21 protein-coding genes and 1 riboswitch are annotated in these 22,807 nt (G+C 38.2%); of the genes, 4 read left to right on the top strand and 17 right to left on the bottom strand.

The window, feature by feature from the left end:
* The first annotated feature begins 190 nt into the window (after positions 1-190).
* Entirely contained in the window at positions 191-1,531 is a 1,341-nt protein-coding gene (locus A4G13_RS01220; protein WP_090654437.1) for a ferredoxin reductase family protein, read from the top strand.
* A 7-nt stretch (positions 1,532-1,538) separates the two neighbouring features.
* On the opposite strand, the gene A4G13_RS01215 is transcribed toward A4G13_RS01220, so the two are convergent.
* Positions 1,539-1,676 (bottom strand): hypothetical protein, encoded by a 138-nt coding sequence (locus A4G13_RS01215; protein WP_165898013.1) that lies wholly within the window; start codon positions 1,674-1,676, stop codon positions 1,539-1,541.
* Between the two features lie 23 nt (positions 1,677-1,699).
* Positions 1,700-1,793: riboswitch (TPP riboswitch) on the top strand.
* Positions 1,794-1,932: 139 nt separating this feature from the next.
* Here A4G13_RS01215 and thiD point away from each other — a divergent pair.
* Entirely contained in the window at positions 1,933-2,742 is an 810-nt protein-coding gene (gene thiD / locus A4G13_RS01210) for a bifunctional hydroxymethylpyrimidine kinase/phosphomethylpyrimidine kinase (protein ID WP_090654435.1), read from the top strand.
* Positions 2,729-3,391: a thiamine phosphate synthase gene (gene thiE / locus A4G13_RS01205; protein ID WP_090654433.1), complete on the top strand. Its 663-nt coding sequence runs from the start codon at positions 2,729-2,731 to the stop codon at positions 3,389-3,391. Before thiD ends, thiE begins: the two co-directional genes overlap by 14 nt.
* Positions 3,392-3,438: 47 nt before the next feature.
* Here thiE and A4G13_RS01200 read toward each other — a convergent pair whose 3' ends face one another.
* The 5 genes from A4G13_RS01200 to gss form a co-directional block, all read right to left on the bottom strand.
* The gene (locus tag A4G13_RS01200) at positions 3,439-4,119 is read right to left on the bottom strand and encodes a M15 family metallopeptidase (RefSeq protein WP_011199854.1); all 681 of its coding nucleotides are present in this window, start codon (positions 4,117-4,119) and stop codon (positions 3,439-3,441) included.
* A gap of 1 nt (position 4,120) precedes the next feature.
* Positions 4,121-5,254: a succinyl-diaminopimelate desuccinylase gene (gene dapE / locus A4G13_RS01195; RefSeq protein WP_090654431.1), complete on the bottom strand. Its 1,134-nt coding sequence runs from the start codon at positions 5,252-5,254 to the stop codon at positions 4,121-4,123.
* 195 nt (positions 5,255-5,449) lie between these two features.
* A complete protein-coding gene (locus tag A4G13_RS01190; protein WP_165898012.1) occupies positions 5,450-5,986 on the bottom strand; it encodes an REP-associated tyrosine transposase in 537 nt (178 codons plus the stop codon).
* Positions 5,987-6,036: 50 nt separating this feature from the next.
* The gene (locus tag A4G13_RS01185; RefSeq protein ID WP_090654427.1) at positions 6,037-6,381 is read right to left on the bottom strand and encodes an ArsC family reductase; all 345 of its coding nucleotides are present in this window, start codon (positions 6,379-6,381) and stop codon (positions 6,037-6,039) included.
* Between the two features lie 9 nt (positions 6,382-6,390).
* Positions 6,391-8,280, bottom strand: coding sequence for a bifunctional glutathionylspermidine amidase/synthase (gene gss, locus A4G13_RS01180; protein WP_090654425.1), 1,890 nt, complete (start codon positions 8,278-8,280; stop codon positions 6,391-6,393).
* Positions 8,281-9,006: 726 nt separating this feature from the next.
* Between gss and A4G13_RS01175 the strand changes: the two genes are divergently transcribed.
* Positions 9,007-9,576 (top strand): Dps family protein, encoded by a 570-nt coding sequence (locus tag A4G13_RS01175; RefSeq protein WP_011199849.1) that lies wholly within the window; start codon positions 9,007-9,009, stop codon positions 9,574-9,576.
* A gap of 120 nt (positions 9,577-9,696) precedes the next feature.
* Here A4G13_RS01175 and metK read toward each other — a convergent pair whose 3' ends face one another.
* From metK to A4G13_RS01120, 11 genes are all read right to left on the bottom strand, one after another.
* Complete coding sequence (gene metK / locus A4G13_RS01170) at positions 9,697-10,848, bottom strand: methionine adenosyltransferase (protein ID WP_011199848.1); 1,152 nt, start codon at positions 10,846-10,848, stop codon at positions 9,697-9,699.
* A gap of 291 nt (positions 10,849-11,139) precedes the next feature.
* Positions 11,140-11,565, bottom strand: coding sequence for a nucleoside-diphosphate kinase (gene ndk / locus A4G13_RS01165; RefSeq protein ID WP_090654423.1), 426 nt, complete (start codon positions 11,563-11,565; stop codon positions 11,140-11,142).
* 9 nt (positions 11,566-11,574) lie between these two features.
* Complete coding sequence (pepB, locus tag A4G13_RS01160; RefSeq protein WP_090654456.1) at positions 11,575-12,879, bottom strand: aminopeptidase PepB; 1,305 nt, start codon at positions 12,877-12,879, stop codon at positions 11,575-11,577.
* Between the two features lie 77 nt (positions 12,880-12,956).
* A complete protein-coding gene (wbaP, locus tag A4G13_RS01155) occupies positions 12,957-14,375 on the bottom strand; it encodes an undecaprenyl-phosphate galactose phosphotransferase WbaP (RefSeq protein ID WP_090654421.1) in 1,419 nt (472 codons plus the stop codon).
* A gap of 4 nt (positions 14,376-14,379) precedes the next feature.
* Complete coding sequence (locus tag A4G13_RS01150) at positions 14,380-15,144, bottom strand: DUF4422 domain-containing protein (protein WP_090654419.1); 765 nt, start codon at positions 15,142-15,144, stop codon at positions 14,380-14,382.
* A gap of 6 nt (positions 15,145-15,150) precedes the next feature.
* Positions 15,151-16,074 (bottom strand): glycosyltransferase family 2 protein, encoded by a 924-nt coding sequence (locus A4G13_RS01145; protein ID WP_090654417.1) that lies wholly within the window; start codon positions 16,072-16,074, stop codon positions 15,151-15,153.
* Positions 16,075-16,370: 296 nt separating this feature from the next.
* On the bottom strand, positions 16,371-17,522 hold the full coding sequence (gene glf, locus A4G13_RS01140; RefSeq protein ID WP_090654415.1) for a UDP-galactopyranose mutase: 1,152 nt from the start codon (positions 17,520-17,522) through the stop codon (positions 16,371-16,373).
* Between the two features lie 3 nt (positions 17,523-17,525).
* Positions 17,526-18,536, bottom strand: a complete 1,011-nt coding sequence (locus tag A4G13_RS01135) for a glycosyltransferase family 2 protein (protein ID WP_090654413.1) — start codon at positions 18,534-18,536, stop codon at positions 17,526-17,528.
* Positions 18,537-18,544: 8 nt separating this feature from the next.
* The gene (locus A4G13_RS01130; protein WP_090654454.1) at positions 18,545-19,282 is read right to left on the bottom strand and encodes an ABC transporter ATP-binding protein; all 738 of its coding nucleotides are present in this window, start codon (positions 19,280-19,282) and stop codon (positions 18,545-18,547) included.
* The gene (locus tag A4G13_RS01125) at positions 19,282-20,070 is read right to left on the bottom strand and encodes an ABC transporter permease (protein WP_090654411.1); all 789 of its coding nucleotides are present in this window, start codon (positions 20,068-20,070) and stop codon (positions 19,282-19,284) included. The genes A4G13_RS01130 and A4G13_RS01125 overlap by 1 nt, the downstream gene beginning before the upstream one ends.
* A 24-nt stretch (positions 20,071-20,094) precedes the next feature.
* Positions 20,095-22,773: a CDP-glycerol glycerophosphotransferase family protein gene (locus A4G13_RS01120; protein ID WP_090654408.1), complete on the bottom strand. Its 2,679-nt coding sequence runs from the start codon at positions 22,771-22,773 to the stop codon at positions 20,095-20,097.
* Positions 22,774-22,807 lie beyond the last annotated feature (34 nt).

Below are 22,807 nucleotides of genomic sequence, written 5' to 3'. Positions count from 1 at the left end.
CATAGTTCCGCCCCTTTGGGGCTGTGAAATTAGGAGCAGCAAAGCTGCTCAACTATGCATAACCCAGTACGCTTGCGTGCTGGGTATAATAAATCGTTTAATTTTGTTTATTTTATATACTTAAAACATCAACAAGCCCTATTCAAAAGAACATTTTTGCTGTTTAAATCCTTATTCTAAGGAGGATACAATGAAAAACATAAAATTCTTATTGTGGGGAGTTTTAATCGGAATCAGCGCATTGTGGTTTCTTGCTGATGATTTAATTCCCGAGCCTTTCACCTATTTTTCTTTCCGTTTTGTAGTCAATCAATACACGGGAATTTTATCTATAAGCTTAATGAGTATAGCAATGTTGCTGGCGACGCGCCCAAGATGGCTGGAGAATTATCTGAACGGTTTGGACAAAGGTTATCGGCTGCATAAATGGTTGGGAATCAGCGCATTAATCACCGCCCTTACCCACTTTTGGTTCACTCACGGAACCAAATGGATGGTTGGTTGGGGCTGGTTGGAAAGACCTTTGCGACAAAGACAGCGCTTAGGGCAAAATGCCGGCGCCGGGCTTGAACAATGGCTGGGCGGTATGCGCGGAATTGCCGAAAGTATCGGTGAATGGGCGTTTTATCTTGCATTGATATTGATGATCGTTTCTTTAGTTAAAAAGATCCCTTACCGCTGGTTCGTAAAATTTCATAAATGGCTGGCGGCTGCCTATCTTGCACTGGTGTTCCACTCCGTAGTTTTAATAAAATTCGAATATTGGCATCAACCTATCGGTTGGGTAACGGCGGTTTTACTTGCAGTCGGAGCAGTTTCCGCTCTGCTGATTCTGTTTAACCTGGCGGGTAAAAAAATACGTTATCAGGGAACTATTCGTTCCGCACGTCCGTTGCAGAAAATCGACGGGCTGGACTTAACAGTCAATGTGCCGACATGGCAAGGGCATAAAGCCGGGCAGTTTGCCTTCGTTCGCGCGTTAAATGATACGGAAAAACCGCATCCTTTTAGCTTTGCGTCCGCTTGGGATCCCGCCAGCCGGGATATCCGTTTCTGTATCAAGGCGCTGGGCGATTACACAGATACCTTGGCACAACGTTGGAAAGCAAATGACAAGCTGTTAATTGAAGGGCCTTACGGGCGTTTTACCTTCGCCGATGATGCCCAACAACAAATCTGGATTGCCACGGGAATCGGCATTACGCCGTTTATGGCTCGCTTGGAAGAACTGGCGCAATCAACACATAAGCAAACCGTGGATTTGTTTTATAGCTATCGTGAAAGCGATCCCGTTTTAATAGCGGAATTACAACAAAAATCGGCTGAAGCCGGTATCAATCTGCATTTACGTTGCTCCGCCGAACAAAGTCGCCTGACTTCAGCTGATATTATCAATACGGTGAAGGACCTGACCAAAACAAGCTTTTGGTATTGCGGTATCTCAGCATTCGGCGATACCTTACGCAAAGATTTATGCCGACAAGGATTGCCGGCGAGTCGTTTTCATCAAGAACTTTTCGAAATGCGATAGGGAAAGTTTAATCGTCGGATAAAAGTGTGGTCGTTTTTTTGCGATTTTTGAAAAATGCCGAAAAATGACCGCACTTTAATACCGACGGACGAATATCATTTTTAGTGACCAGGCTCACAATTCGAATAAAAAGTTTTGTTTTCATTGTTAAATCATTCTAAACTTAATCCTCATTAGTCGGGGTGCTGCATTTTGCGGCTGAGATAATACCCGTGAACCTGAAACAGCTAATACTGGCGTAGGGAACTAACCGCAAGCCTTTTCGGTTTTCAATAACTCATTGTCACACCGCTATTTTGCCATTCTCCCGATATCCGTTTTACGCCTTTGCTATTCAATAACATTGTTTTTTGAATATCCATCAGCACTAAATTATTCTTTAAACGATAAAGGAGAAAATAATGGTTATCCCTCAAGTGCTTACTATTGCAGGCTCTGACAGTGGCGGCGGCGCCGGTATTCAGGCGGATCTAAAAACTTTTCAAATGCGCGGTGTGTTCGGCACTTCGGTAATTACCGCGGTAACCGCACAAAATACGCTGGGTGTTTTCGATATTCACCCGATTCCCCTCGCCAGCATTCAGGCGCAATTGAGAGCGGTTGCGAAGGATTTTAGTATTTCCGCCGTGAAAATCGGCATGTTGGGCAATACGGAAATTATTCAATGTGTGGCGGACTGTCTGGAACAATATCAATTTTCTCATATTGTGCTAGATCCGGTGATGATCGCCAAAGGCGGCGCAACACTTTTAGAACAAAGTGCGGTTGCCGCATTAAAAAATTTGATACTGCCTAAAGCCTGCCTCATTACGCCGAATATTCCCGAGGCGGAACGTATTACCGGCACTCAAATTAAAAACGAAGCGGATATTTTCAACGCGGCACAAATTTTTCATGAACTAGGCACAAATACGGTGGTGATCAAAGGCGGACATCATAATAATTCGCAAAGTAAGCTCTGCAAAGACTGGGTTTTTACTCAAAAAGGCTATTTCACCTTGGAAGCTCCTCGCTTCGCTACACCGCACACCCATGGTACCGGTTGCACCTTTTCAGCCTGCCTTACCGCCGAACTTGCTAAAGGTAAGCCTGTTGAACAAGCGGTTCGCACGGCAAAAAGCTACATTACGGCGGCAATCGGTCATCCGTTAAATATCGGCCACGGGCACGGACCGACAAATCATTGGGCATATCAAAATGAACAAGATTAAATCCATGCTTTCCGTTTATTTTATTGCGGGTTCGCAAGATTGCCGCCATTTACCCGGGGAGCCGACTGAAAATCTGCTGACGATTTTGCAACGGGCATTGGAAGCGGGCATTACCTGCTTTCAGTTTCGGGAAAAGGGCGAGCAATCTCTGGCTTGCGATCCCCAATTAAAACGACGATTAGCTCTTAAATGCCTGCAATTATGCCGGCAATTTCAGGTTCCTTTTATTGTTAATGACGATGTTGAGCTTGCCTTATCCATTCAAGCCGACGGCATTCATGTGGGGCAAAAAGACACAGCGGTGGAAACCATTTTGCGCAATGCCCGCAATAAACCCATTATTGGATTATCAATTAATACATTAGCACAAGCATTAGCAAATAAAGATCGGCAGGATATTGATTATTTCGGTGTCGGCCCAATTTTCCCGACAAATTCTAAAGCTGATCATTCGCCCGTCGTCGGTATGAATTTTATTCGACAAATCCGACAATTGGGCATAGATAAACCCTGTGTTGCCATAGGCGGAATTAAAGAGGAAAGCGCCGCGATATTACGTCGCTTAGGCACCGATGGTGTCGCTGTGATTTCCGCCATCAGCCATTCCGTCAATATAGCTAACACGGTGAAAACCTTAGCGCAGAAGTAAATGTTGATTACAAGACAACTGACCCAACATGGCGCCTTTCTAATATTTTAATAAATAAACCGTTCGAAAATTTCCGGTAAATGGGCGATTAATGTTTGGCGACCTGCGATGTCTTCATTTTCCCAGGCATTAAGCAAAATTTCGGGGGTGAATTGCTTTTCCAGCTTCTCCGCCAACGGTAAATAACTGATATGCCAGGGTTCTCGCCCGATTTCTTTGCCTTTAGGCGTTTGCATAAAAGGCAAAACAAAATCAAACTGCGGTAAATTTTGTTGCAGAAACCGGCTCAACTCAAAAAAATAACCGTCTTGCTCATATTCCCAGGGTTCCAGTTGCAATTGTTGATGCTGCGGTAACAAATCGGGATCAAAAAAATCAATTTCGGTTCCCCAATGATGACGACTTGCTCCCGGCAACGCCGACCAGCGTAAAATAGCCTGCGCTTTTTCCCAACAGGAAAGTGCGGTCAAATCCAGCGGATTTCCTTGATCATCATGTACCTTGCGTTCGCCGTTAAATTTACCGTTCCAAATCAATTGCTGGCGGGCAAAATCCCGGAAAGTGCTGGCGGGCTGCAAATTAAAGCCGTTTTTGACCGCACTTTTCTGCAATGCCTGAAAAGCCTTTAACGCTTGCGGCTGCAAGAAATGATTATTTGATAAGGGACAAGGCAAATTCAACAAATGGGAACGGGATTTGCCGGTGAGGTTTTCAGCGCCGAATCCCATATTATTTCCCCAACAGATTCACCAACATTTGTCGGTAAACCTCACCTAAAGTCGCCAAATCCCTGCAACTTACGCATTCGTTAACTTTGTGAATTGTGGCGTTCAACGGACCAAGCTCTACAACCTCGGCGCCCATTAGCGCTATAAAACGTCCGTCGGAGGTGCCGCCGCCGGTATCAAGTTTAGGTTTAATGCCCGCCACGGATTCAAGGCTTTCCACCACGGCATTCAGTAATTTTCCCGGTTTGGTTAGAAAAGGTTTACCGGATAAATTCCAGTCAATACGATATGTCAAATCATGCTTTTGCAACATCTCCGCCACTTTATTTTTAATAAACTCATCAGTAACTTCGGTGCAATAACGCAGGTTAAACTGCACGTATAATTCGCCGGGAATCACATTATTACTGCCCGTACCCGCATGAATATTGGCGATTTGTAAACTTGTAGGCGGGAAAAACTCATTGCCGTTGTCCCACTCGTAAGTCGTTAATTCGGTTAAAAATTTCGTTGCTTTATGAACCGGATTTTCGGCTAAATGCGGATAAGCCACATGACCTTGAATTCCCTGAATATAAAGATCGCCGGTAATAGAACCGCGCCGCCCGTTTTTCACAACATCACCCAATTGTTTCGCACTGGAAGGTTCGCCAACCAGGCAATAATCAATATTTTCACCGCGTGCCATTAAGCTTTCAACCACTTTAACCGTACCGTCTTTCGCCGCCGCTTCTTCATCCGACGTGATTAATAAGGCAATCGTTCCGGCATGATTCGGGTTAGCTTTAACATATTCTTCCGCAGCAACAATCATTGCGGCAAGAGAGCCTTTCATATCCGCCGCACCGCGTCCGTAAAGCATATCATCTACAATTTGAGCGGAAAACGGCGGATAATTCCATTGGTTTTCATCGCCGGTAGGTACTACATCCGTATGCCCGGCAAAAGCGACCACAGGTGAAGTAGCGCCGTGTTTAGCCCAAAGGTTTATGGTATCGTTAAAAGGCATCCATTCAATGTTAAAGCCCAACTTTGCTAAACGCTCTGCAATAACCTGCTGGCACCCTTGATCATCCGGGCTAATTGAAGGACGACGGATTAAATCCTGTGCAAGATTGATAATTGTGTTTTTCATTTATTTTTTATTCTCACTCGTAGCCGGTGGGCTGGCAAGCCCACCCTACACGATATACGATTAACCAAAAGTTTTTTTATATTCTTTTATATCAAAAACAGTTAATAGGATACCGTGCAAAATTAATCATTGTGTTTTTCGTTTGTTTTTTATTCTTACGCGTAGGGTGGGCTTGCCAGCCCACCGATTTTATAATTAATCCAAATATAAATTCCGGACAGATTCAGAAATATAACTTCCCCAATCTAATTCAAAAATCCCATTTTTAACATCTCGATGAAAAGTTGAATATTTCCAATCCATAACTTGAGATACATAACCATGTTTTACAGGATTGTAATACACGTAATCAATATGATTATCCAAATCTCTGTCATCTCTGATCAAATGTTCCCAAAATCGCCGTTGCCAAATACCTGCTTCCCGTTTGAACTGACGACTCAAATTCACATTACGATAATAAGTTGGTAATAATGAACTAAAATTATATTTTAAAGAGGAAATTCTTTTTGAATAATCTGAATCATTTTCTGGTAATTGCATAATTAAATGAAAATGATCAGGTAATACTGTTAGTGCAATTGTTTCAAATGGATAATATAAAACAACATCTTGATAAGCTTGCTTAAACTCATTTATATATTTTATTAGAAGCCCGTCACTACGTTGATTTATAACAACGGTAAAAAAATAAGTTGCACCCGGTGAAAAATCTCTTCGATAATTTGGCATAATATCATCCACACTTATTATTGGTGGGCTGGCAATCCTACCCTACGTAATTAACCAAAAGCTTTTTCATATTCTTTTATATTAAAACCAATTAATGCGATGCCGTCTTGCAGGATAATCGGGCGTTTGATTAATGTCGGCTGTTCGGCGAGAACTGAAAGTGCGGTATGTTTTTCCAGATTCTCTCTGATTTGGCTGTCTAAATTACGCCATGTGGTACTGCGTTTATTCACCAGCGTCTGCCAGCCAAACTGTGCTTCCGCATTAATTAAAAATTCGGGAGCTAATCCGTCCGTACGATAATCGTGCAATTTATGCTCAATATTATTATCCGTTAACCATTTCAAGGCTTTTTTCACCGTATCGCAATTTTTAATACCGTAAACCGTTATCATTTATTATCCTTATTTTGCTAAAAAGTCTTTATCGTTTAATACGCGTAAGGGCTGCATATCGCTATCGCCCACAATAATTCGGCTCGGATCCGAGCGTAAGCAACTGCCACCGTAATGCCCGCCGACGATAAAAGTACAAATCTGTACATATTGTTCTTCCACTTTCGGCAAACACCAAAGTTGCTGATAAATATGTTCCTGCTTGCCAAAACGTCCGTGCGTTACATCCAAGCGGCTGTGTTGATCGGCAAACAATGTTACATTATCGCCTCGACGACCGGCAATCGGTTTTTTCGCGTAACCGTTTTTAATCAGATTTTGGGTCAGCTCAAAGCCGGATTCCAACAAATAACGGTGATTCGGGAATAATGACCAAAGTACCGGCAAAATCGCTTTATTACTCGGAATTGCCGTCCATAAAGGTTCATAAACTAGCACTTCCGGGCGCAATAACACATCAATTAACCGCACTTTGTCTTCGGGATAACCGGTTCGAATCGGCGGCGCGACTTCTCTGCCGGTGGCGTCTTCACGGAGTTGTTCCAACATGGTTTCCCATGCCCAGGTTTTCCATACGCTTAGAATTTGGTTATCTTCATCATCAAGCAATCGTCCCCGTTTGTCCCAATGTAACCCTTCCGTACCGTGAATAATTTTGGTCCGGCAACCTGCTTGCAGCAATGCGGACTGCATAAACATCGAATGATAATCTTCTTCGCTGTCGTTATCCTGCATAATATGCACCAAAGGCGTATTATCCCGATGTTTCCAGCAATCAGCTAAAGCATTGCGCAAATGGGCGCCCGGATCTTCCCCGTTATCCAAGCCCGCAACCTTTGCCCAGCGCCCTAAAATAGCGCCGGCTTCCGCATGACAGGAAGCGGAATCCGCATTATATTCATAAACTTTCAAGCCCCGCTCGTCTAAACAAAAATCCAATCTACCGGATACGGTCTGATAACGACGGTTCTCCCAGGATAAACGCAACCGAGGCCATAATAATTTAGGAATATTAAAATATTTCAACAAGTTATCATCATTAAGCACTTTATTGGTGGCATGCAGATACATTAAATGCAATTCATTCGTTGCACGAATTAATTCATGTTTTGCCGTTTCCGAAATAGTAAAATAACGATATTGATCCGTACGGCTCACCTGGTGACCATTCATCGCCGTCACATAAAGCTTTTCGAAAGGATCGCTTTCATTCAGCCATTTGCCGTCGAATTGCCCTTTATTTTCAATATGTTCCGCATGAATTTCCAAGCTTTCCGGTGCCGCCGTCGGCTGCGGCAAACTATAAGTAGAGTCATCAGTCTGAATCATCCAGCCGAGAATTTCCGTGTCATCAAAAGTATCATGCAAAATATATCCCTGCTCCGTCACAGACATCGGTAATTCCCGCGTCCATTGCTGCCCGCTCGGTAAGCGGTAATGAATAACATTTTGTTCCGCAATGCGGATTTTATCGTTAAAAACTTCCGTAATAATCGCTACATGCCCGGTTTCCTGAAATTCACCGCCTTCTTGCCAAATAAGTAACGCACCCGGTTCAGGCGGCTTTTTGCTACCGTTTGCATAAGCCTGAAGCGGCACTAAAGCATCATTGACAACCTGACGCAAAAAACGCAGCGAAAAAATTTCATAAGCCATGCCCACATCGGTAAACACCATGCCGTGATTTAAATAAAGATAACGACGGGCAAACTCGACGCACTGCCATTTGTATCCCATGTATTCGCGACCTAAATAGCTACGGAATGCGGCATCATCGGGGTATTCGTTTTTATCGGCGGTTTCGTAATCAGAAGAATAAATTGCGATTCCTCCGGGGGCATAACCGAGCAAACTGCCGAAAGCGTCATGCGTGGGAATATTTGGAGAGATTTCAGACATAATAAGGATTCCGAATAAAAAATTCGTTTTAGTATAGATCTAAACAAGAGCAAAAACATCTTTTCGGCTAAAACTGCGGTGGAAATTTTAAAAATTTTGAAAAATTGACCGCACTTTTCATATAGGCTGACAGGCAGGAAGGGCTGGATACATAAGGTAGAGTGGATTGAATACATTAGGTAGGGTGGATTGAATACATTAGGTAGGGTGGATTGAATACATTAGGTAGGGTGGGCTTGCCAGCCCACCAAACAAAAACCAACAGGCGCTCGGTTATCCCGCTACTCCATATATCAATTTATTTCTGTAATTGGTGGGCTGGCAAGCCCACCCTACATGAACAAAGGGATGGCAAGCTCATCCTACATGAATAAAGAGATGCCAGCCCACCAAACAAAAACCAACAGGCGCTCGGTTATCCCGCTACGCTACATATCAATTTATTTCTGTAATCGGTGGGCTAGCAAGCCCACCCTACATGAATAAAGAGCTGATAAGCTCACCCTACATGAATAAAGAGCTGGCAAGCCTACTCTATATGAATAAAGTGCGGTGAATTTTTTTAAAATTTCCCGCTTTAATTTAATAATTATTTTCAATTAATAATAAAAGTTCAATAAATAAAATCTATTAAATCTATCTTTTTTAACAATTAGCTTTCAGCAGTAAAGTTGCACATAATAATCACAACAATACAGAACACAACAACACAGAGGAGAATATATTATGAACACAAAAACCATTTCATTTCCATCATTAACTTTAACCGAAAAATCTCAGGCTTTAACGGCGGATATTAATAAAAACGCAACGCACAGCGTACCGGGTATTGATGTAAATACCGGGCATTCCATTGCCGAGGCACTGCAAGCCCGTTTGCAAGGATTGAACGAATTGGCGTTAATTTTAAAACATGCGCACTGGAATGTTGTCGGTCCGCAATTTATTGCGGTACATGAGATGCTGGACTCGCAAGTTGACGAAGTCCGTGATTTTGTTGATGAAATTGCCGAACGTATGGCGGCATTAGGCGTTGCACCGAACGGTTTATCCGGTAATTTAGTCGCAAATCGTCAAACGCCGGAATATCCGTTAGGCCGGGCAAGTGCGCAGGATCATTTACGCATTATTGATAAATTCTACAGTTTCAATATTGAATCGCACCGTGTCGTTCTGGCGCATTATGGCGAGCTAGATCCGATTAGTGAAGATTTGCTGGTTGCGCAAACCCGCGCGCTTGAAAAATTGCAATGGTTCATTCGTGCGCATTTAGATAACGGTAACGGCAGTATTTAACAAAAATTGCAGAAATCCGACCGCACTTTTTAATTATCAGGAAAATAACGGCAGGATAATTCCCGCCGGATAAAACCTAAACTCGTAAAAAATCCTCCCTTAAAGGAGGATTTTCTGTTTTTATAAACCTGCCGCCGCTTTTAATTCCGCCGCACGATCTGTTTTTTCCCATGGGAATTGTTCGCGACCGAAATGCCCGTAAGCGGCGGTTTCGCGATAAATCGGTTTAATTAAGTCCAACATTTTAATTAACCCGTAAGGGCGCAAATCAAAATGTTCGCGTACAAGCGCAACCAATAATTCGTCAGCCACTTTACCGGTGCCGAAGGTTTCCACCATAATGGATGTTGGTTCCGCCACACCGATAGCGTAAGAAAGCTGAATTTCGCAACGGTCGGCTAAACCTGCCGCCACAATATTTTTCGCTACATAACGCGCGGCATAAGCGGCTGAACGGTCAACTTTTGACGGATCTTTACCGGAAAACGCGCCGCCACCGTGACGAGCCGCACCGCCGTAAGTATCCACAATAATTTTACGGCCGGTTAAACCGCAGTCGCCCATGGGTCCGCCGATAACAAAACGGCCGGTCGGGTTAATAAAATATTTGGTGTCTTTGCTCAACCATTTTGCCGGTAATACCGGTTTAATGATTTCTTCCATTACCGCTTCATGCAAATCTTCCTGCGTTACGCTATCGCTATGCTGGGTAGAAAGTACCACCGCATCTACACCGACGATTTTATTATTTTCGTATTTTAAAGTAACCTGGCTTTTCGCATCCGGACGTAGCCAAGGCAAAGTGCCGTTTTTACGAACCCAAGCCTGACGTTCCATTAAACGGTGAGCATAAGTAATCGCCGCCGGCATTAACACTTCGGTTTCATTAGTGGCGTAACCGAACATAATCCCTTGGTCGCCGGCACCTTGGTTTAACGGGTCGTCACGATCCACCCCTTGGTTAATATCGGAAGATTGTTTACCAATACCGTTTAATACCGCACAGGAATGGCCGTCAAAGCCCATTTCGGAAGAAGTGTAACCGATATCGCAAATTACCTGACGGGCAATATACTCAATATCAACCCAAGCGGAAGTGGTAATTTCACCGCCAACCAGCGCCATACCGGTTTTTACATAGGTTTCGCAGGCAACGCGCGCTTTAGGATCTTGTTTTAAAATTTCATCTAATACCGCATCCGAAATTTGGTCGGCAATTTTATCCGGATGCCCTTCAGACACAGACTCGGAAGTAAATAAATATGAAGACATGCTCTTTCCCTTACTAAAATAAACTTATTTGGACGTATGGACGGCTATAATATAGATTTTAGATTAAATTGCAAGCTCTTTATTTTAAAGAATACTGGTTAAATATATAGATATTAAAAAAATAAAATACAAACGTATTTGAATTCCGAAAGGGATTTGAAGATAGAGGGTCTGCTGACAGTTCCACTCGTTAGCGTTACTGGTATGCCGCTGCGGATTATCTTGAACACCCAGAGTTTGCCCTCTAGGTGTTTTGAATTACAAACCGCACAACATAATATTGCAATTTTCTTATCTTGAACAAATTTCCGAATCAATAAAAAAATAAGCAATTTCACGCGCCGCACTTTCTAAACTATCCGAACCGTGGACGGAATTACGACGCAGGCTTTCGGCAAATTCTTTACGAACCGTCCCCTCTTCCGCCTTAGCCGGATCCGTTGCGCCAATTAAAGTGCGGTAATCTTTAACGGCATTTTCTTTTTGCAGCACAGATACCAATATGGGTGCGGAAACCATATATTCCACTAAATCCTCAAAAAAAAGCTTGCCCTGATGCTCGGCATAAAAACCTTCGGCTTGAGCTTTAGTTAAACGCACCATTTTAGCGGCTACAATCTCAAACCCGCTTTGTTCGAAACGAGCCAAAATTTTGCCGATTAAATTACGTTCTACCGCATCGGGTTTAATAATTGAAAACGTACGTTCTAATGACATAATAAATCCTTACAATTGCGTTGCTTTAGTGAGTAATAAATTTGCAATGGTTTGCACGCCTAAACCTGTCGCCCCCGTCGCCCATAAATCACTTGGCGTTTTACGATAAGTCGCCGAACAATCCAAATGCAGCCAGTTTTGTTGATAATCTTTCACAAAATGCGATAAAAATGCCGTTGCGGTACTCGCGCCCGCCGCTACCGCAGCAGAAGAAGTATTAGAAATATCGGCAAAAGACGAGCTGATTTGCGAACGGTGAAGCTCTTCAAAAGGCAAACGCCAAAAAGGTTCCTGCTCTTTTTTGGCTGCATTAAATAAATCCGTCGTCAATTCCTCATCCATTGATAATACGCAATGATAGTCATTGCCTAATGCCACTTTTGCCGCACCGGTCAGGGTTGCCGCATCAAGAATAAATTGCGCATTTTCGGAAGAGGCATCAATCAAGCCGTCCGCCAGCACCAAGCGGCCTTCCGCATCGGTGTTCAGAATTTCCGCTTTTACACCGTTACGATAAGTAATAATATCGCCTAATTTAAAAGCATTGCCGCTGACCAAATTTTCCGCACAGCATAAAAACAACTTCACGCGCCGATTCAATCCGCGGGCAATTGCAAGGCCTAGCGCACCGGTCACTAATGCCGCGCCGCCCATATCCGTGCGCATACTATCCATGAAATTGCTCGGCTTAATGCTATAACCGCCGCTGTCAAACGTGATTCCTTTGCCCACTAAACAAGCCAGCACCGGTGATTCCGGATTACCTGTCGGATTAAAATCCAATTGCAACATCGCCGGCGGATTTTCAGCTCCTTTGCCTACATTCCAGATACCGAGATAATTCTGCGCTTTCAATTCTTCACCCGAAATTATGTGAAAATCGACCGCACTTTTTCCGGCATATTCTTCCGCCAACCCGGCAATAAACCGTGCCGAACGTTGCGCAAGTTCCAAAGGCGCAATCACAGAGGAAGGCAAATTAATGATTTCACGAACGAAATCACCGCACTGAATACGCGCCAACAATTCTTCATGATCATCCCCTAATTCCGGAAACTCCACCGCCCAATCCTGTTTAGCGGTATAAAAACCCTGATAAAACGCCCAACAGTTTTCCAGACTCCAATCATTTCCTACAAGTTCAACATCATCAATCCCCTGCCCGCGCAACTTACGAGCCGCCTTTTGAATCAAAGTGCGGTCGGATTTTTCAGAATTTTTTAGATGAATGGTCGCCTGGTTATCAGAAAATGAAAGTAAAGGATTTTTCCCCCAGGATTTAGGGGGTTGTTCTGACGAAAGTAAGATTTGCATTATCATAAGTTATCCTTATATATAAAAACGGATATAGCCTAAATAAACTATACCCGTTTAGCAAGCTCAAAATAACATTAATAAGCGCCGCTACGATGACGAACAGCTTTAATCGTTTTAAACAAAATTGCTACATCGTTCCATAATGACCAATTCTTCACATACCAAGCATCAAAATAAACTCGGGTATCATAATCCACATTATTACGACCGCTCACCTGCCAAAGCCCGGTCATGCCCGGTTTTGCCATAAGATAATAATCTACATCTTCCTGATATCGTTTTAATTCGGCTTTTACTATGGGGCGAGGACCGACAAGCGACATTTCACCTTTTAACACATTAAATAATTGCGGGAGCTCATCAATACTCCATTTACGAATAAATCTACCTATTTTCGTTATTCTAGGATCATTGTGTAATTTTCGGTCTTCTTTCCATTCTGCTTTAGCTTTAGAATCTTTTTCCAGTAACTCTTTTAATACTTGATCGGCATTCACTACCATAGATCTAAATTTCAGACATTTAAAATTTTTTCCATTACGACCTACTCGCTCATGTCCATAAATAGCATCTCCACCATCTATTCTTATTAAAAAATACAATATTAATAAAAATGGAGATAATAATACAATCAATATTAATGAACCCCAAATATCCATCGTTCGTTTTAATATTCTCGATGAACGTTTAGCTAAATTATTATTAACACGCAACAATAATACTTCATAACTAAATAAGAAGGACATATCCGTACTATATAATGGCAATCCTCTTAGCGTCGGAATAACTGATATTGAACGATAATGGTTTTTAGATAAATACCTTAACCAATAATCACGTTCATCATTTTCATCATCTTCTAATGCAATAATGAATTGATCTGATTTTTTTGTAACCAACTCCCATAAATGTTGTTTATCTTCACTGATAATTGGAATATTTAGTTCCTTTAATTGATTACATTTATGCATAGTAACAAAATACTTAATATTAAAACCTAAATAAGGTTCACTTATTAAAGCCTTATAAGCATCAATCGCATTTTGTCCACTTCCAATAATAATCGCATTTTTTAAATAAGCCCCCGTTTTTATCAAAAATTTCTTGATTAAAATTCTGCCTAAAGGAACTAGAAATAATGTAATAATCAGAGTTAAAACCCAAAGATAACGGGAAAAATAAGTTTTTGAAAAAGCAACTATGGCTAATTCAATAATAGAAAATATTAATAGTATTCTTAGAATCTCTTTTAATTCAAACCAAAATGGTTTACGGTAGGTATAATGTCTGAGACGTATCCAGAACCAAACAACGCAGATACCACCTAATATGATATGAATAAGAATCCGGCTATAGAACTCATCTTTAGGTAAATAACTATAGATATCCTGAGTACATAGTTCTATAAAAAAGATAGCAAATAACAACGAAACAGAAAATAGAATAAAATCCGAAAGCATCAAAATACATTTACATATTAATTGTTTTTTCATTTTTCTACCTACTGAAGAATTTTCTTTTCAAAAGCCCAATAGCTTTAAAAAACAAATTCTCTTTCTCTATATTAACAATCTTAACTTCTTTAACTTTAAGTTGATTTTTTAAAAGCCAAACATTAAAAAGTCGTTCTGCTAAAAAACCAAAAACCCTTTTTTGATAAGTATCATAATTGGAAACGTCTATCTGATTATCTAATTTAAATAAAATATGAAAAATCCATTCGCAATACGAATTAAATAATTCCGTTTTCATTACAAACATATTAAATAAATGAAGTTTTTTTCCATTCATAATTTTATTGAATGATGAAACATAATCAGGAAAATCTTGTTCAATAATATACTTAACTAACTTAATATCTTTTTCATAATGCGCATTTCTATAATGACTATAAACAGTTTCTATATAATAATTTCTTTTTTTAGGTACCAAACAATCATACCCGTCTATAGCCTTCAATAGTTCATTCTCTGAAGCTACCCGCTTTCCTTTCAAAAGAATTGAATTACCAGAAAAATAACGACGATAATGTACAAGTCCCGCATAATCCGTATTAATAAAATTATTTTTCCAAGCCCAATATATTGCTGTCAGCTCACAAAAAGTTTGATTTTTTGTAGAAATATTTAACCCTTCATTATCACCTTGAATGCCAAGATTATTATGTTGTAATGCTTTTCCAACTTGGATAGGAATATAACACTTTTCATTTGGAAAAATATATTCTTTATGCGCAGCAACGAGAATCTTTAAATTTGCCATATCCTATTATTTTATATACTCTTGATGATGTGAAAAATCTTTTATCAGCCCATGCCACATAGCTCGCCAACAAAAAAACAAACGAGACAAACTCGGTTTAGTAAACAAAGAAAACCAGGTTGCTTTAATCCAGAAACCTAAAATATGCAGCCAACCATTATGTCTGTTAAACGTTGCTATCGTGTTACGGCAAAAACAATACATTTTCAAATCTGAATTAGCATAATTAAAACGCATTTTACCAAAAAACATAGGTACTGATGTGGAACTATCGGCAGGATGATAAAAAATAGCGTCAATAACCGTTGCTAAATTTTTACTCTGTTTTAAAGCTCTGGCAGTATATTCTCTTTCATCTCCCCAAATAAAATAATCTTTCATAGGATAACCTATGGTTTTAATTAGTTTACTAGCAATTAATGTACCGTTAAAAGGCAATACAATCTTCTGAATCAAATTTTTCTCTCTTAAATCTCGGCTAATCTGAGAATAGTTATCTATCGTTTCCGATGTGCCGGGAATCCGCATAGCAAAACTCAATCTCTCTTTATCCTTAACATCAAGCACCATAGGACCGAGATAACAATCATCAGAAACATAAGGCAGCATTTTTTCCAAACAGTCGGAAGCCGGATAACCGTCATCGTCCATTAACCAGACATAATCAAAGTTATGCTCGGCACCATATTTGATCCCGGTATAAAATCCCCCTGCCCCGCCTTGATTTTCAGTTAAATTAATCAGCGTGAACTTATCATTATCCTGCCAACCCTGCTCTTGCAGAAATTCAACGGTACCATCCTGACTGGCATTATTCACAACCACAATATGATCTAAGGGATGAGATTGTGCATTTAAGGCTCTTAAACAATTTAAGAGAAGCTCCTTGCGATTATAAGTGACCACAACAGCACAGATAGACTGATTCATTTTTCTTTTCCTTAAATTACTATTGGTTTTTAACCCGGCTAACAATGTTCCGCCTAAGTTTGCTATTTTGTCTTTTGGTTGCGACTATTACGTATTTCCGGAAGTATCGTTTAAATCAATAGAGATACAAATAAGATGCCCGCATTTTCGCATTTTTTGGTATGCATGCCAACAATACACACCAAATTTTCAAATTTATGGTGCACAAAAAAGAATACTCACCAAAATAGTGCATTTTTGGTGAGTATTAATCCGCATAATTTATTCAGAAATGAAATGTCAAATTTTAACTAAAGCTACACATCCATATTCACATAAAAAGACTGTAATTTCTGACCGCACTTTAACGCATCCTTAACGGAATCAGCGGTTTCCAGGGCTTCTTTGATAGTGACATCCATATCTAAATAACGATAGGTTCCTAAACGTCCGACAAAAGTTACTTGCGTTTCTTTATTGGCTTTTTCCACGTATTGTTGCAACAAGGCTTTATCTTTTACTAAGCGAATCGGATAGTAAGGAATATCTTTTTCTCCGCACAATCGGCTAAACTCGCGATAACAAATTGTTTTATCGTGCTGCTCCCAAGGTGCAAAGTGTTTATGCTCGGAAATACGGGTGAATGGAACTTCTTCATCACCATAGTTAATCACCGCATTACCTTGAAAATCGCCTTCATCTTGAAACGCTTCAAAATCTAAAGTGCGATAACCTAAACGTCCTAAATCAAAACCGAAATAAGCATCCAAAGGACCGGACCAGAAAATATGCTCAAATTCCGCTTTCATTGATTCTGTAAATGGCGTATTTAAACGAATTTCAATGTTATCGTGTTTTAAAATATTTTCTACAATCACCGTATAACCGTCTTTCGGCATACCTTGAAACTTATGAGCAAAATAATTATCGTCATAATTGAAACGAACCGGCAGACGTTTCAGGATACTTGCCGGCAATTTTTTTGGCTCAACACCCCATTGCTTCTTGGTATAACCGTAAAAGAACGCTTTATATAAATCCTTCCCGACAAAACGCATGGCCTGTTCTTCAAAAGTTTGCGGATCAACAATAGACATATCCGCTTGGCCTTCAATTAATGCTTTTGCTTCTTTGGGCGAACAGGTTTTACCGAAAAACTGATTAATGGTATGCAAGTTTATCGGTAAAGAATATACCTTTCCTTGACTAATGGTTTTCACCCGATTTACAAAGGGCATCCACTCGCCAAACCGGTTTACATAATTCCATACACGTTCATTATCCGTATGAAAAATATGCGGACCATAAACATGCACCATAACATTAGTTTCAGTATCTCGCTCGGAATAGCAGTTTCCCGCCACGTGATTACGTTGATCGATAACGGTGACTGTGTATCCTTGCTCAGCAAGCTCCCGAGCAATAACGGCATTTGAGAAACCGGCTCCGACTAGAAGAAATTTTTTCATGAGTTAACTCTTTTTAATTAATTGCTTTAACTTTAGAAATTTACTTGTCAAATATACACCTTCAGCTTTAAATATTTTCCAAAAATAAACCAACCCTATATCCAAAAAGCTAAAATAGCTGTTATTAAATAATCCTTTTTCTAAAGTAGAAAATAGCTCGCTAGATATAATCTGATTAAATATATAAAAATATGATTTATCATCAGGTCTTCTATTAAAATAATAAGAAAATGCTCTTCTTATTTTTCTATAGAGCCAATATTTCAAATAATTATTTTCATTTTCCGATAATTCTACGGAAGAGAATAGATCAAATTGTTTTTTGATTACTAGGCTTTCCCAATCCCAATATTTCTCATAGTAAGAAGACATTGCTGAATTTTCATCTAAAACATAATGATAAGATTGATTGGAAATAGATTTTATTTTCTGGCAGAATTCTAGATACCTAGCTAAGAATAATGCATCCTCACCTAATTTAATACTAGTTTCAAATCTTAATTGATTATTAATAATAAGTTCTTTTCTAAAAATCTTATTATGTATGAAGTTAATATATTGAATACCACTATATTTAGACGGAAATGCTATAAACTTATTTTTTTTAACTAAAGAATCTACTACAGGATAATCTCGCTCATGAATACCGCAAATAGCGAGATCAACGGAAGGTAAAGAGATAGCTTGGAATAATTGAGTTAAATGATTTTGTTCGACATAGTCATCACTATCACAAAATACAATATATTTGCCTTTAGCCTTATTAATTCCTAAGTTTCTTGCTTCACTCACGCCTTTATTACTACTAAATTGAAAATAAGAGATATTAGCATTAGATTCGAGATACTTACCTAACATTGGTCGATATTCAACAGGATTTCCATCATCAATCAGTAACAATTCAAATGATGGAAAATCTTGCTGTAAGAAACTTTCAAGGCATTTTTCCAATTTGGAAAATGGTGTTTTATAGAAAGGTATAATGACACTAACTTCCGGGAAAGCAATATTCATAATGATTCTTAACTATTTATATAAAGAGGAATGACATCTTCCGCATTACCGCTAGCTTTAACGACACCTTTATCAAGCCATATCGCTTTTTGACAAAGCTCTTTTACTTGGTTGATTGAATGGGAAACAAACAATAAAGTCGTTCCCCCGGAAAGCATTTCTTCCATTCGTTTTTTACATTTGGCCTGAAATGCCCTGTCTCCCACCGCTAAAACCTCATCTACAATAAGAATTTCCGGTTTAACAATTGTTGCTACGGCAAAACCTAAACGGGCAGACATACCCGACGAGAAATTTTTAATAGGTACATCCACGAAATCTTGTAATTCGGCAAATTCAATAATCTCGTCGAAATTCTCTTGCATAAACGCTTTTTTATGCCCGAGTAAAGCGCCATTAAGATAAATATTTTCTCTGGCAGTCAGCTCTCGGTCAAAACCTGCACCTAATTCGATTAGAGGAGCAATATTGCCATGAACTTCAACCGTGCCCTTGTAAGGTTTTAAAATACCGCAGATTAGTTTTAATAAAGTCGATTTACCCGAGCCATTATTCCCAATAAGCCCCCATGCTTCTCCCTTTTTAACCTCTAAATTAACATCTTTTAAGGCGAAAAACTCTTGAAACATAAGTTCTCGTTTTAACATTTTAATAAAGTATTCTTTCAATCCATTATAATTGATATTTGATTTGTTAAAACGAACCGTGGCATTGGTTACTTTAATTACTGTCTTTTGTTCTTTCATCATATATATAAAATAAATTCATCTTGTTTTTTGTTAAAGTAAAAAGCACCTAAACATAATACTAAAATAGATACGATACAGCCTATTAAAATTGAATTTAGGCTAGGAAACTTAGCATATAAAACAATATCTCTAAATTGTTCAATATACCAATACATAGGATTCAGTTTATAAATTGGCTGATATTTCTCAGGAATGATACTTGCTGGATAAAATAATGGTGTTAAATAGGTCCACATGGAAATCACAACAGTCCATAAATACTGAATATCCCTGAAAAATACCGTTGCCGCAGCCAAAAACAAACTAAGTCCTAAAGCAAACATAAAAACTTGAAATATAATCACCGGAAAAAATAGTAAATTCCAAGAAAAATCAGCTCTTGTATATATCATTACTAAAAGTAAGGCACTCAATGAAAAAAGCAAGTTTACAAGCGAACTTCCGACTTTAGAAAGTGTAAAGATATATTTAGGTACATAAGTTTTCTTTATCAAAGCCGCATTTCCTCGAATGGACCCAACAGCCATATTGGTCGCTTCAACCATAAAGTGAAAAATTACTTGTCCTGAAATTAAGTAGAGAGGGAAATTGGGAATATTAAATCTAAATAAATTAGAAAAGACCAATACTAAAACAAGCATAAGCAGTAAAGGATTTAAGATACTCCATACATACCCTAAATAACTTCGTCTATATTTTAATTTAATATCTCTTAAGATCAGTAATTTTAATAACTCATCGAAAGCATAAAAACGCTGAAACTTTCCGATAAGACGGTTAAGCATAAATACCTCTATCTATTATTCAATTTACTTTAAAAGTTGGTTTCTAATGTTATATAGTTGAAAATCGCCATCTTCAAATGCTTGATTTATATATTGATTCAATATTGTAACATCATACTCATTATTTGAGGAATCAAGATTAACAATGGAATTATACACTCGTTGGCAATTTTTCCCATCACGATATGGGAACATATTTTCTATACGAGCTGCATATGGTTCGAATAGTTGTCCGTTATCGATCATGATTTTCTCTAATTCATTTAATAACGCGTCTTTATCAAGACATATCGGACCAAAGCCATCCTTCTCATAACTGAAATAACCCTGACGGTAAATATGAGATCCCGAAAAAGCAGTATCCCTGTCAAATTGATAGTACACAACTAATTTTTTCAAAAATGCCATCTCAAATGCAACAGAAGAGTAATCCGTAATCATGAATGTAGCTTTTTTAAATAGATCCTGAATACTATAAGTCGAATCAGACGAAGTCCATATATCTATATAGTCCGGTATATTCAATATAGATATATAGGGCTCTATATTTATATGCGGTGCAAAAATAATTTTATATTTATATTTAATTGCTAATTTTTCTAGCTCTTTACTCCTTAAAACCTCTCCCCAACATTGAGCAAATTTTGTTTTTAGAAAATCATGATTAAAATTTCTTTTATTGGAACCTGTTAACGGATTACCTACTATAGATAACCTCCAAGTTGGCATAATTAAGATAAGATTTTCATCGTTATTTTCTGAGTTTTGTAGCAAAACATCATGTCGTGGAAAACCTGTTAAAGCAACTTCTTTTTTCCCCATCTGGTAAGGAGAACCCTCTTTTATTATAGAATCATATTCTTGTGATGTTGCAGTTATCATTCTTAACATATTCTTTTTATTGTTAAGTGATTCCGATATGTCATCCTTTGTTATACCGTGTTGAAGAAATATGAATTTTTTACTATAGCAATAATTGTCTCCAAAATAATCTTGTATATATTCATCAAAATAACTACTAATAATTTTGGAAGAACGCCGTAATTGATGTTCGAATTTTAGTGACCCGAAATCAAGTAATTGAAAATTATCTTGTTGTAGCCTGACCCAATCATGGGAATCTTTGTTTAAAGCAAAATAACATTTTTGTTCCGGATGAAACTGCCTCATATAGCGATAAAAATGTTCCCCGTTATCATCGGCTTGGACATCTCTATCCATAATAATCCAGCTTCCATCACTCTTATATTTTTTAGCTCCTCTCATATGCTGTTTTAAAATATTGAAGATAGAAAGTTCTCTGTAGCTTTTTCCCAATAGATTTAATTTAATATTAGATTCTTTATCTTTTAGGGTTAATAAATCACTTTCATCTCGATAGGAGATCCAGCAACGTCTCTCAAATGCATAGAGGTAACTTCCAATATTATAATTAATGGTTTTTATATAATTTGGGATCAAGTCTTGATCATTTAATGAAAAATCAAACAATCTTTTGGATTTAGTATAATAAACTATTAAGATTTGTTTTTTTTCTATATCAATATTATTTATATAGGCTACATTTTCATCGCTTAAACTGTTTTTTAATCCTAAAATCCCTATTTTATGCAACTGACTAATATTAAAATGAGGTCTTAAAACAGAATCTTCATCAATATGAGAAAAAACTGATTTTAATTTGTTTAAATAATTATCTATTTCATTCTTATCTAATTTAAATACACCAGTAATTATTTTTACTAATTGATCATGTAAATTAATTAAAACCGCATTCTTTACACATACTAGCAAACCGTTATTAGTCAATTCTGCATCTTCTAAAATTGATATATAATCGGAATAAATAAATTTAGTATCTAAACCTTTATGCAATAACACAGCTGAAGTTTGATTTTTCTGCCTATAAAAATATTTAGCCCTATTAAGATAAAGAGCTTTTTTATCTAGATTAATCTTTAAGTAATCATAAACAAACTTACAACCACTAGATTCCGCATCAGAAACTTCATTAAATAAAATATTGTTCTCACAAATCGTACTGTAGTTGAAAATAATTGATGAAACAGAAGAATAAGAATAGTCTGAAATATACTTAATTTGTTTAGTTTTTGTTTTTCCAAAACAATACTTTAATGGATGCGTATTATAAAACTTACTGTCAATATCAAAAAAATAAAATGGATTACACAAACAAATTGAAATATCCTGAGTTATATTTTTATCGACCTGTCTGAAATAATCAAAATCAATAAAATCATTAGCATTAATAAAAGTGACCCAATCTGTTTTTACCTTAGACAGTGCAAAATTTCTTGCGTTAGATATGTCACAATTTTTTTTGTAGAAATAACTAATATTAGTAGAATATCGTTTTTTCCATTTATTTATAGATTGCTGTAATAGATTCTCTGGACCAATATCAACTAAAATAACATCTATATTTTTAGCAAAATCTAAAGACTGATTTACGAGACTATGAAAATACTCGTCTAAAGATTTTTCAAAATTCGTTAATACTGTGATTACAGTATATCGATACGCTCCTTTACTTTTCTTAAAAAAGTAAAAAGGCATATGTTTCCTTCTGGCTTTTAATACGAAATTTTCCAAAAAGAACTTGATTTTCTCAATAAACCACAATGGTTGTGTAATAGCTTTATAGAAAATTTTTCTAAGTTTATAAAGATTAGGGTATTTCATTTTTCATCAAAGATATAGCACCTATATAGGTGCT

Origin of the sequence: Basfia succiniciproducens, assembly GCF_011455875.1 — a bacterium.
Classification (GTDB): Bacteria; Pseudomonadota; Gammaproteobacteria; order Enterobacterales; family Pasteurellaceae; genus Basfia; species Basfia succiniciproducens.
This window is presented reverse-complemented; position numbering and strand designations above follow the sequence as displayed.

Coding starts and splice junctions, on each gene's coding strand:
- A4G13_RS01220 (WP_090654437.1), top strand. CDS start 191: ATGAAAAACATAAAATTCTTATTGTGGGGAGTTTTAATCGGAATCAGC.
- A4G13_RS01215 (WP_165898013.1), bottom strand. CDS start 1,676: ATGAAAACAAAACTTTTTATTCGAATTGTGAGCCTGGTCACTAAAAAT.
- thiD (WP_090654435.1), top strand. CDS start 1,933: ATGGTTATCCCTCAAGTGCTTACTATTGCAGGCTCTGACAGTGGCGGC.
- thiE (WP_090654433.1), top strand. CDS start 2,729: ATGAACAAGATTAAATCCATGCTTTCCGTTTATTTTATTGCGGGTTCG.
- A4G13_RS01200 (WP_011199854.1), bottom strand. CDS start 4,119: ATGGGATTCGGCGCTGAAAACCTCACCGGCAAATCCCGTTCCCATTTG.
- dapE (WP_090654431.1), bottom strand. CDS start 5,254: ATGAAAAACACAATTATCAATCTTGCACAGGATTTAATCCGTCGTCCT.
- A4G13_RS01190 (WP_165898012.1), bottom strand. CDS start 5,986: ATGCCAAATTATCGAAGAGATTTTTCACCGGGTGCAACTTATTTTTTT.
- A4G13_RS01185 (WP_090654427.1), bottom strand. CDS start 6,381: ATGATAACGGTTTACGGTATTAAAAATTGCGATACGGTGAAAAAAGCC.
- gss (WP_090654425.1), bottom strand. CDS start 8,280: ATGTCTGAAATCTCTCCAAATATTCCCACGCATGACGCTTTCGGCAGT.
- A4G13_RS01175 (WP_011199849.1), top strand. CDS start 9,007: ATGAACACAAAAACCATTTCATTTCCATCATTAACTTTAACCGAAAAA.
- metK (WP_011199848.1), bottom strand. CDS start 10,848: ATGTCTTCATATTTATTTACTTCCGAGTCTGTGTCTGAAGGGCATCCG.
- ndk (WP_090654423.1), bottom strand. CDS start 11,565: ATGTCATTAGAACGTACGTTTTCAATTATTAAACCCGATGCGGTAGAA.
- pepB (WP_090654456.1), bottom strand. CDS start 12,879: ATGCAAATCTTACTTTCGTCAGAACAACCCCCTAAATCCTGGGGGAAA.
- wbaP (WP_090654421.1), bottom strand. CDS start 14,375: ATGAAAAAACAATTAATATGTAAATGTATTTTGATGCTTTCGGATTTT.
- A4G13_RS01150 (WP_090654419.1), bottom strand. CDS start 15,144: ATGGCAAATTTAAAGATTCTCGTTGCTGCGCATAAAGAATATATTTTT.
- A4G13_RS01145 (WP_090654417.1), bottom strand. CDS start 16,074: ATGAATCAGTCTATCTGTGCTGTTGTGGTCACTTATAATCGCAAGGAG.
- glf (WP_090654415.1), bottom strand. CDS start 17,522: ATGAAAAAATTTCTTCTAGTCGGAGCCGGTTTCTCAAATGCCGTTATT.
- A4G13_RS01135 (WP_090654413.1), bottom strand. CDS start 18,536: ATGAATATTGCTTTCCCGGAAGTTAGTGTCATTATACCTTTCTATAAA.
- A4G13_RS01130 (WP_090654454.1), bottom strand. CDS start 19,282: ATGAAAGAACAAAAGACAGTAATTAAAGTAACCAATGCCACGGTTCGT.
- A4G13_RS01125 (WP_090654411.1), bottom strand. CDS start 20,070: ATGCTTAACCGTCTTATCGGAAAGTTTCAGCGTTTTTATGCTTTCGAT.
- A4G13_RS01120 (WP_090654408.1), bottom strand. CDS start 22,773: ATGAAATACCCTAATCTTTATAAACTTAGAAAAATTTTCTATAAAGCT.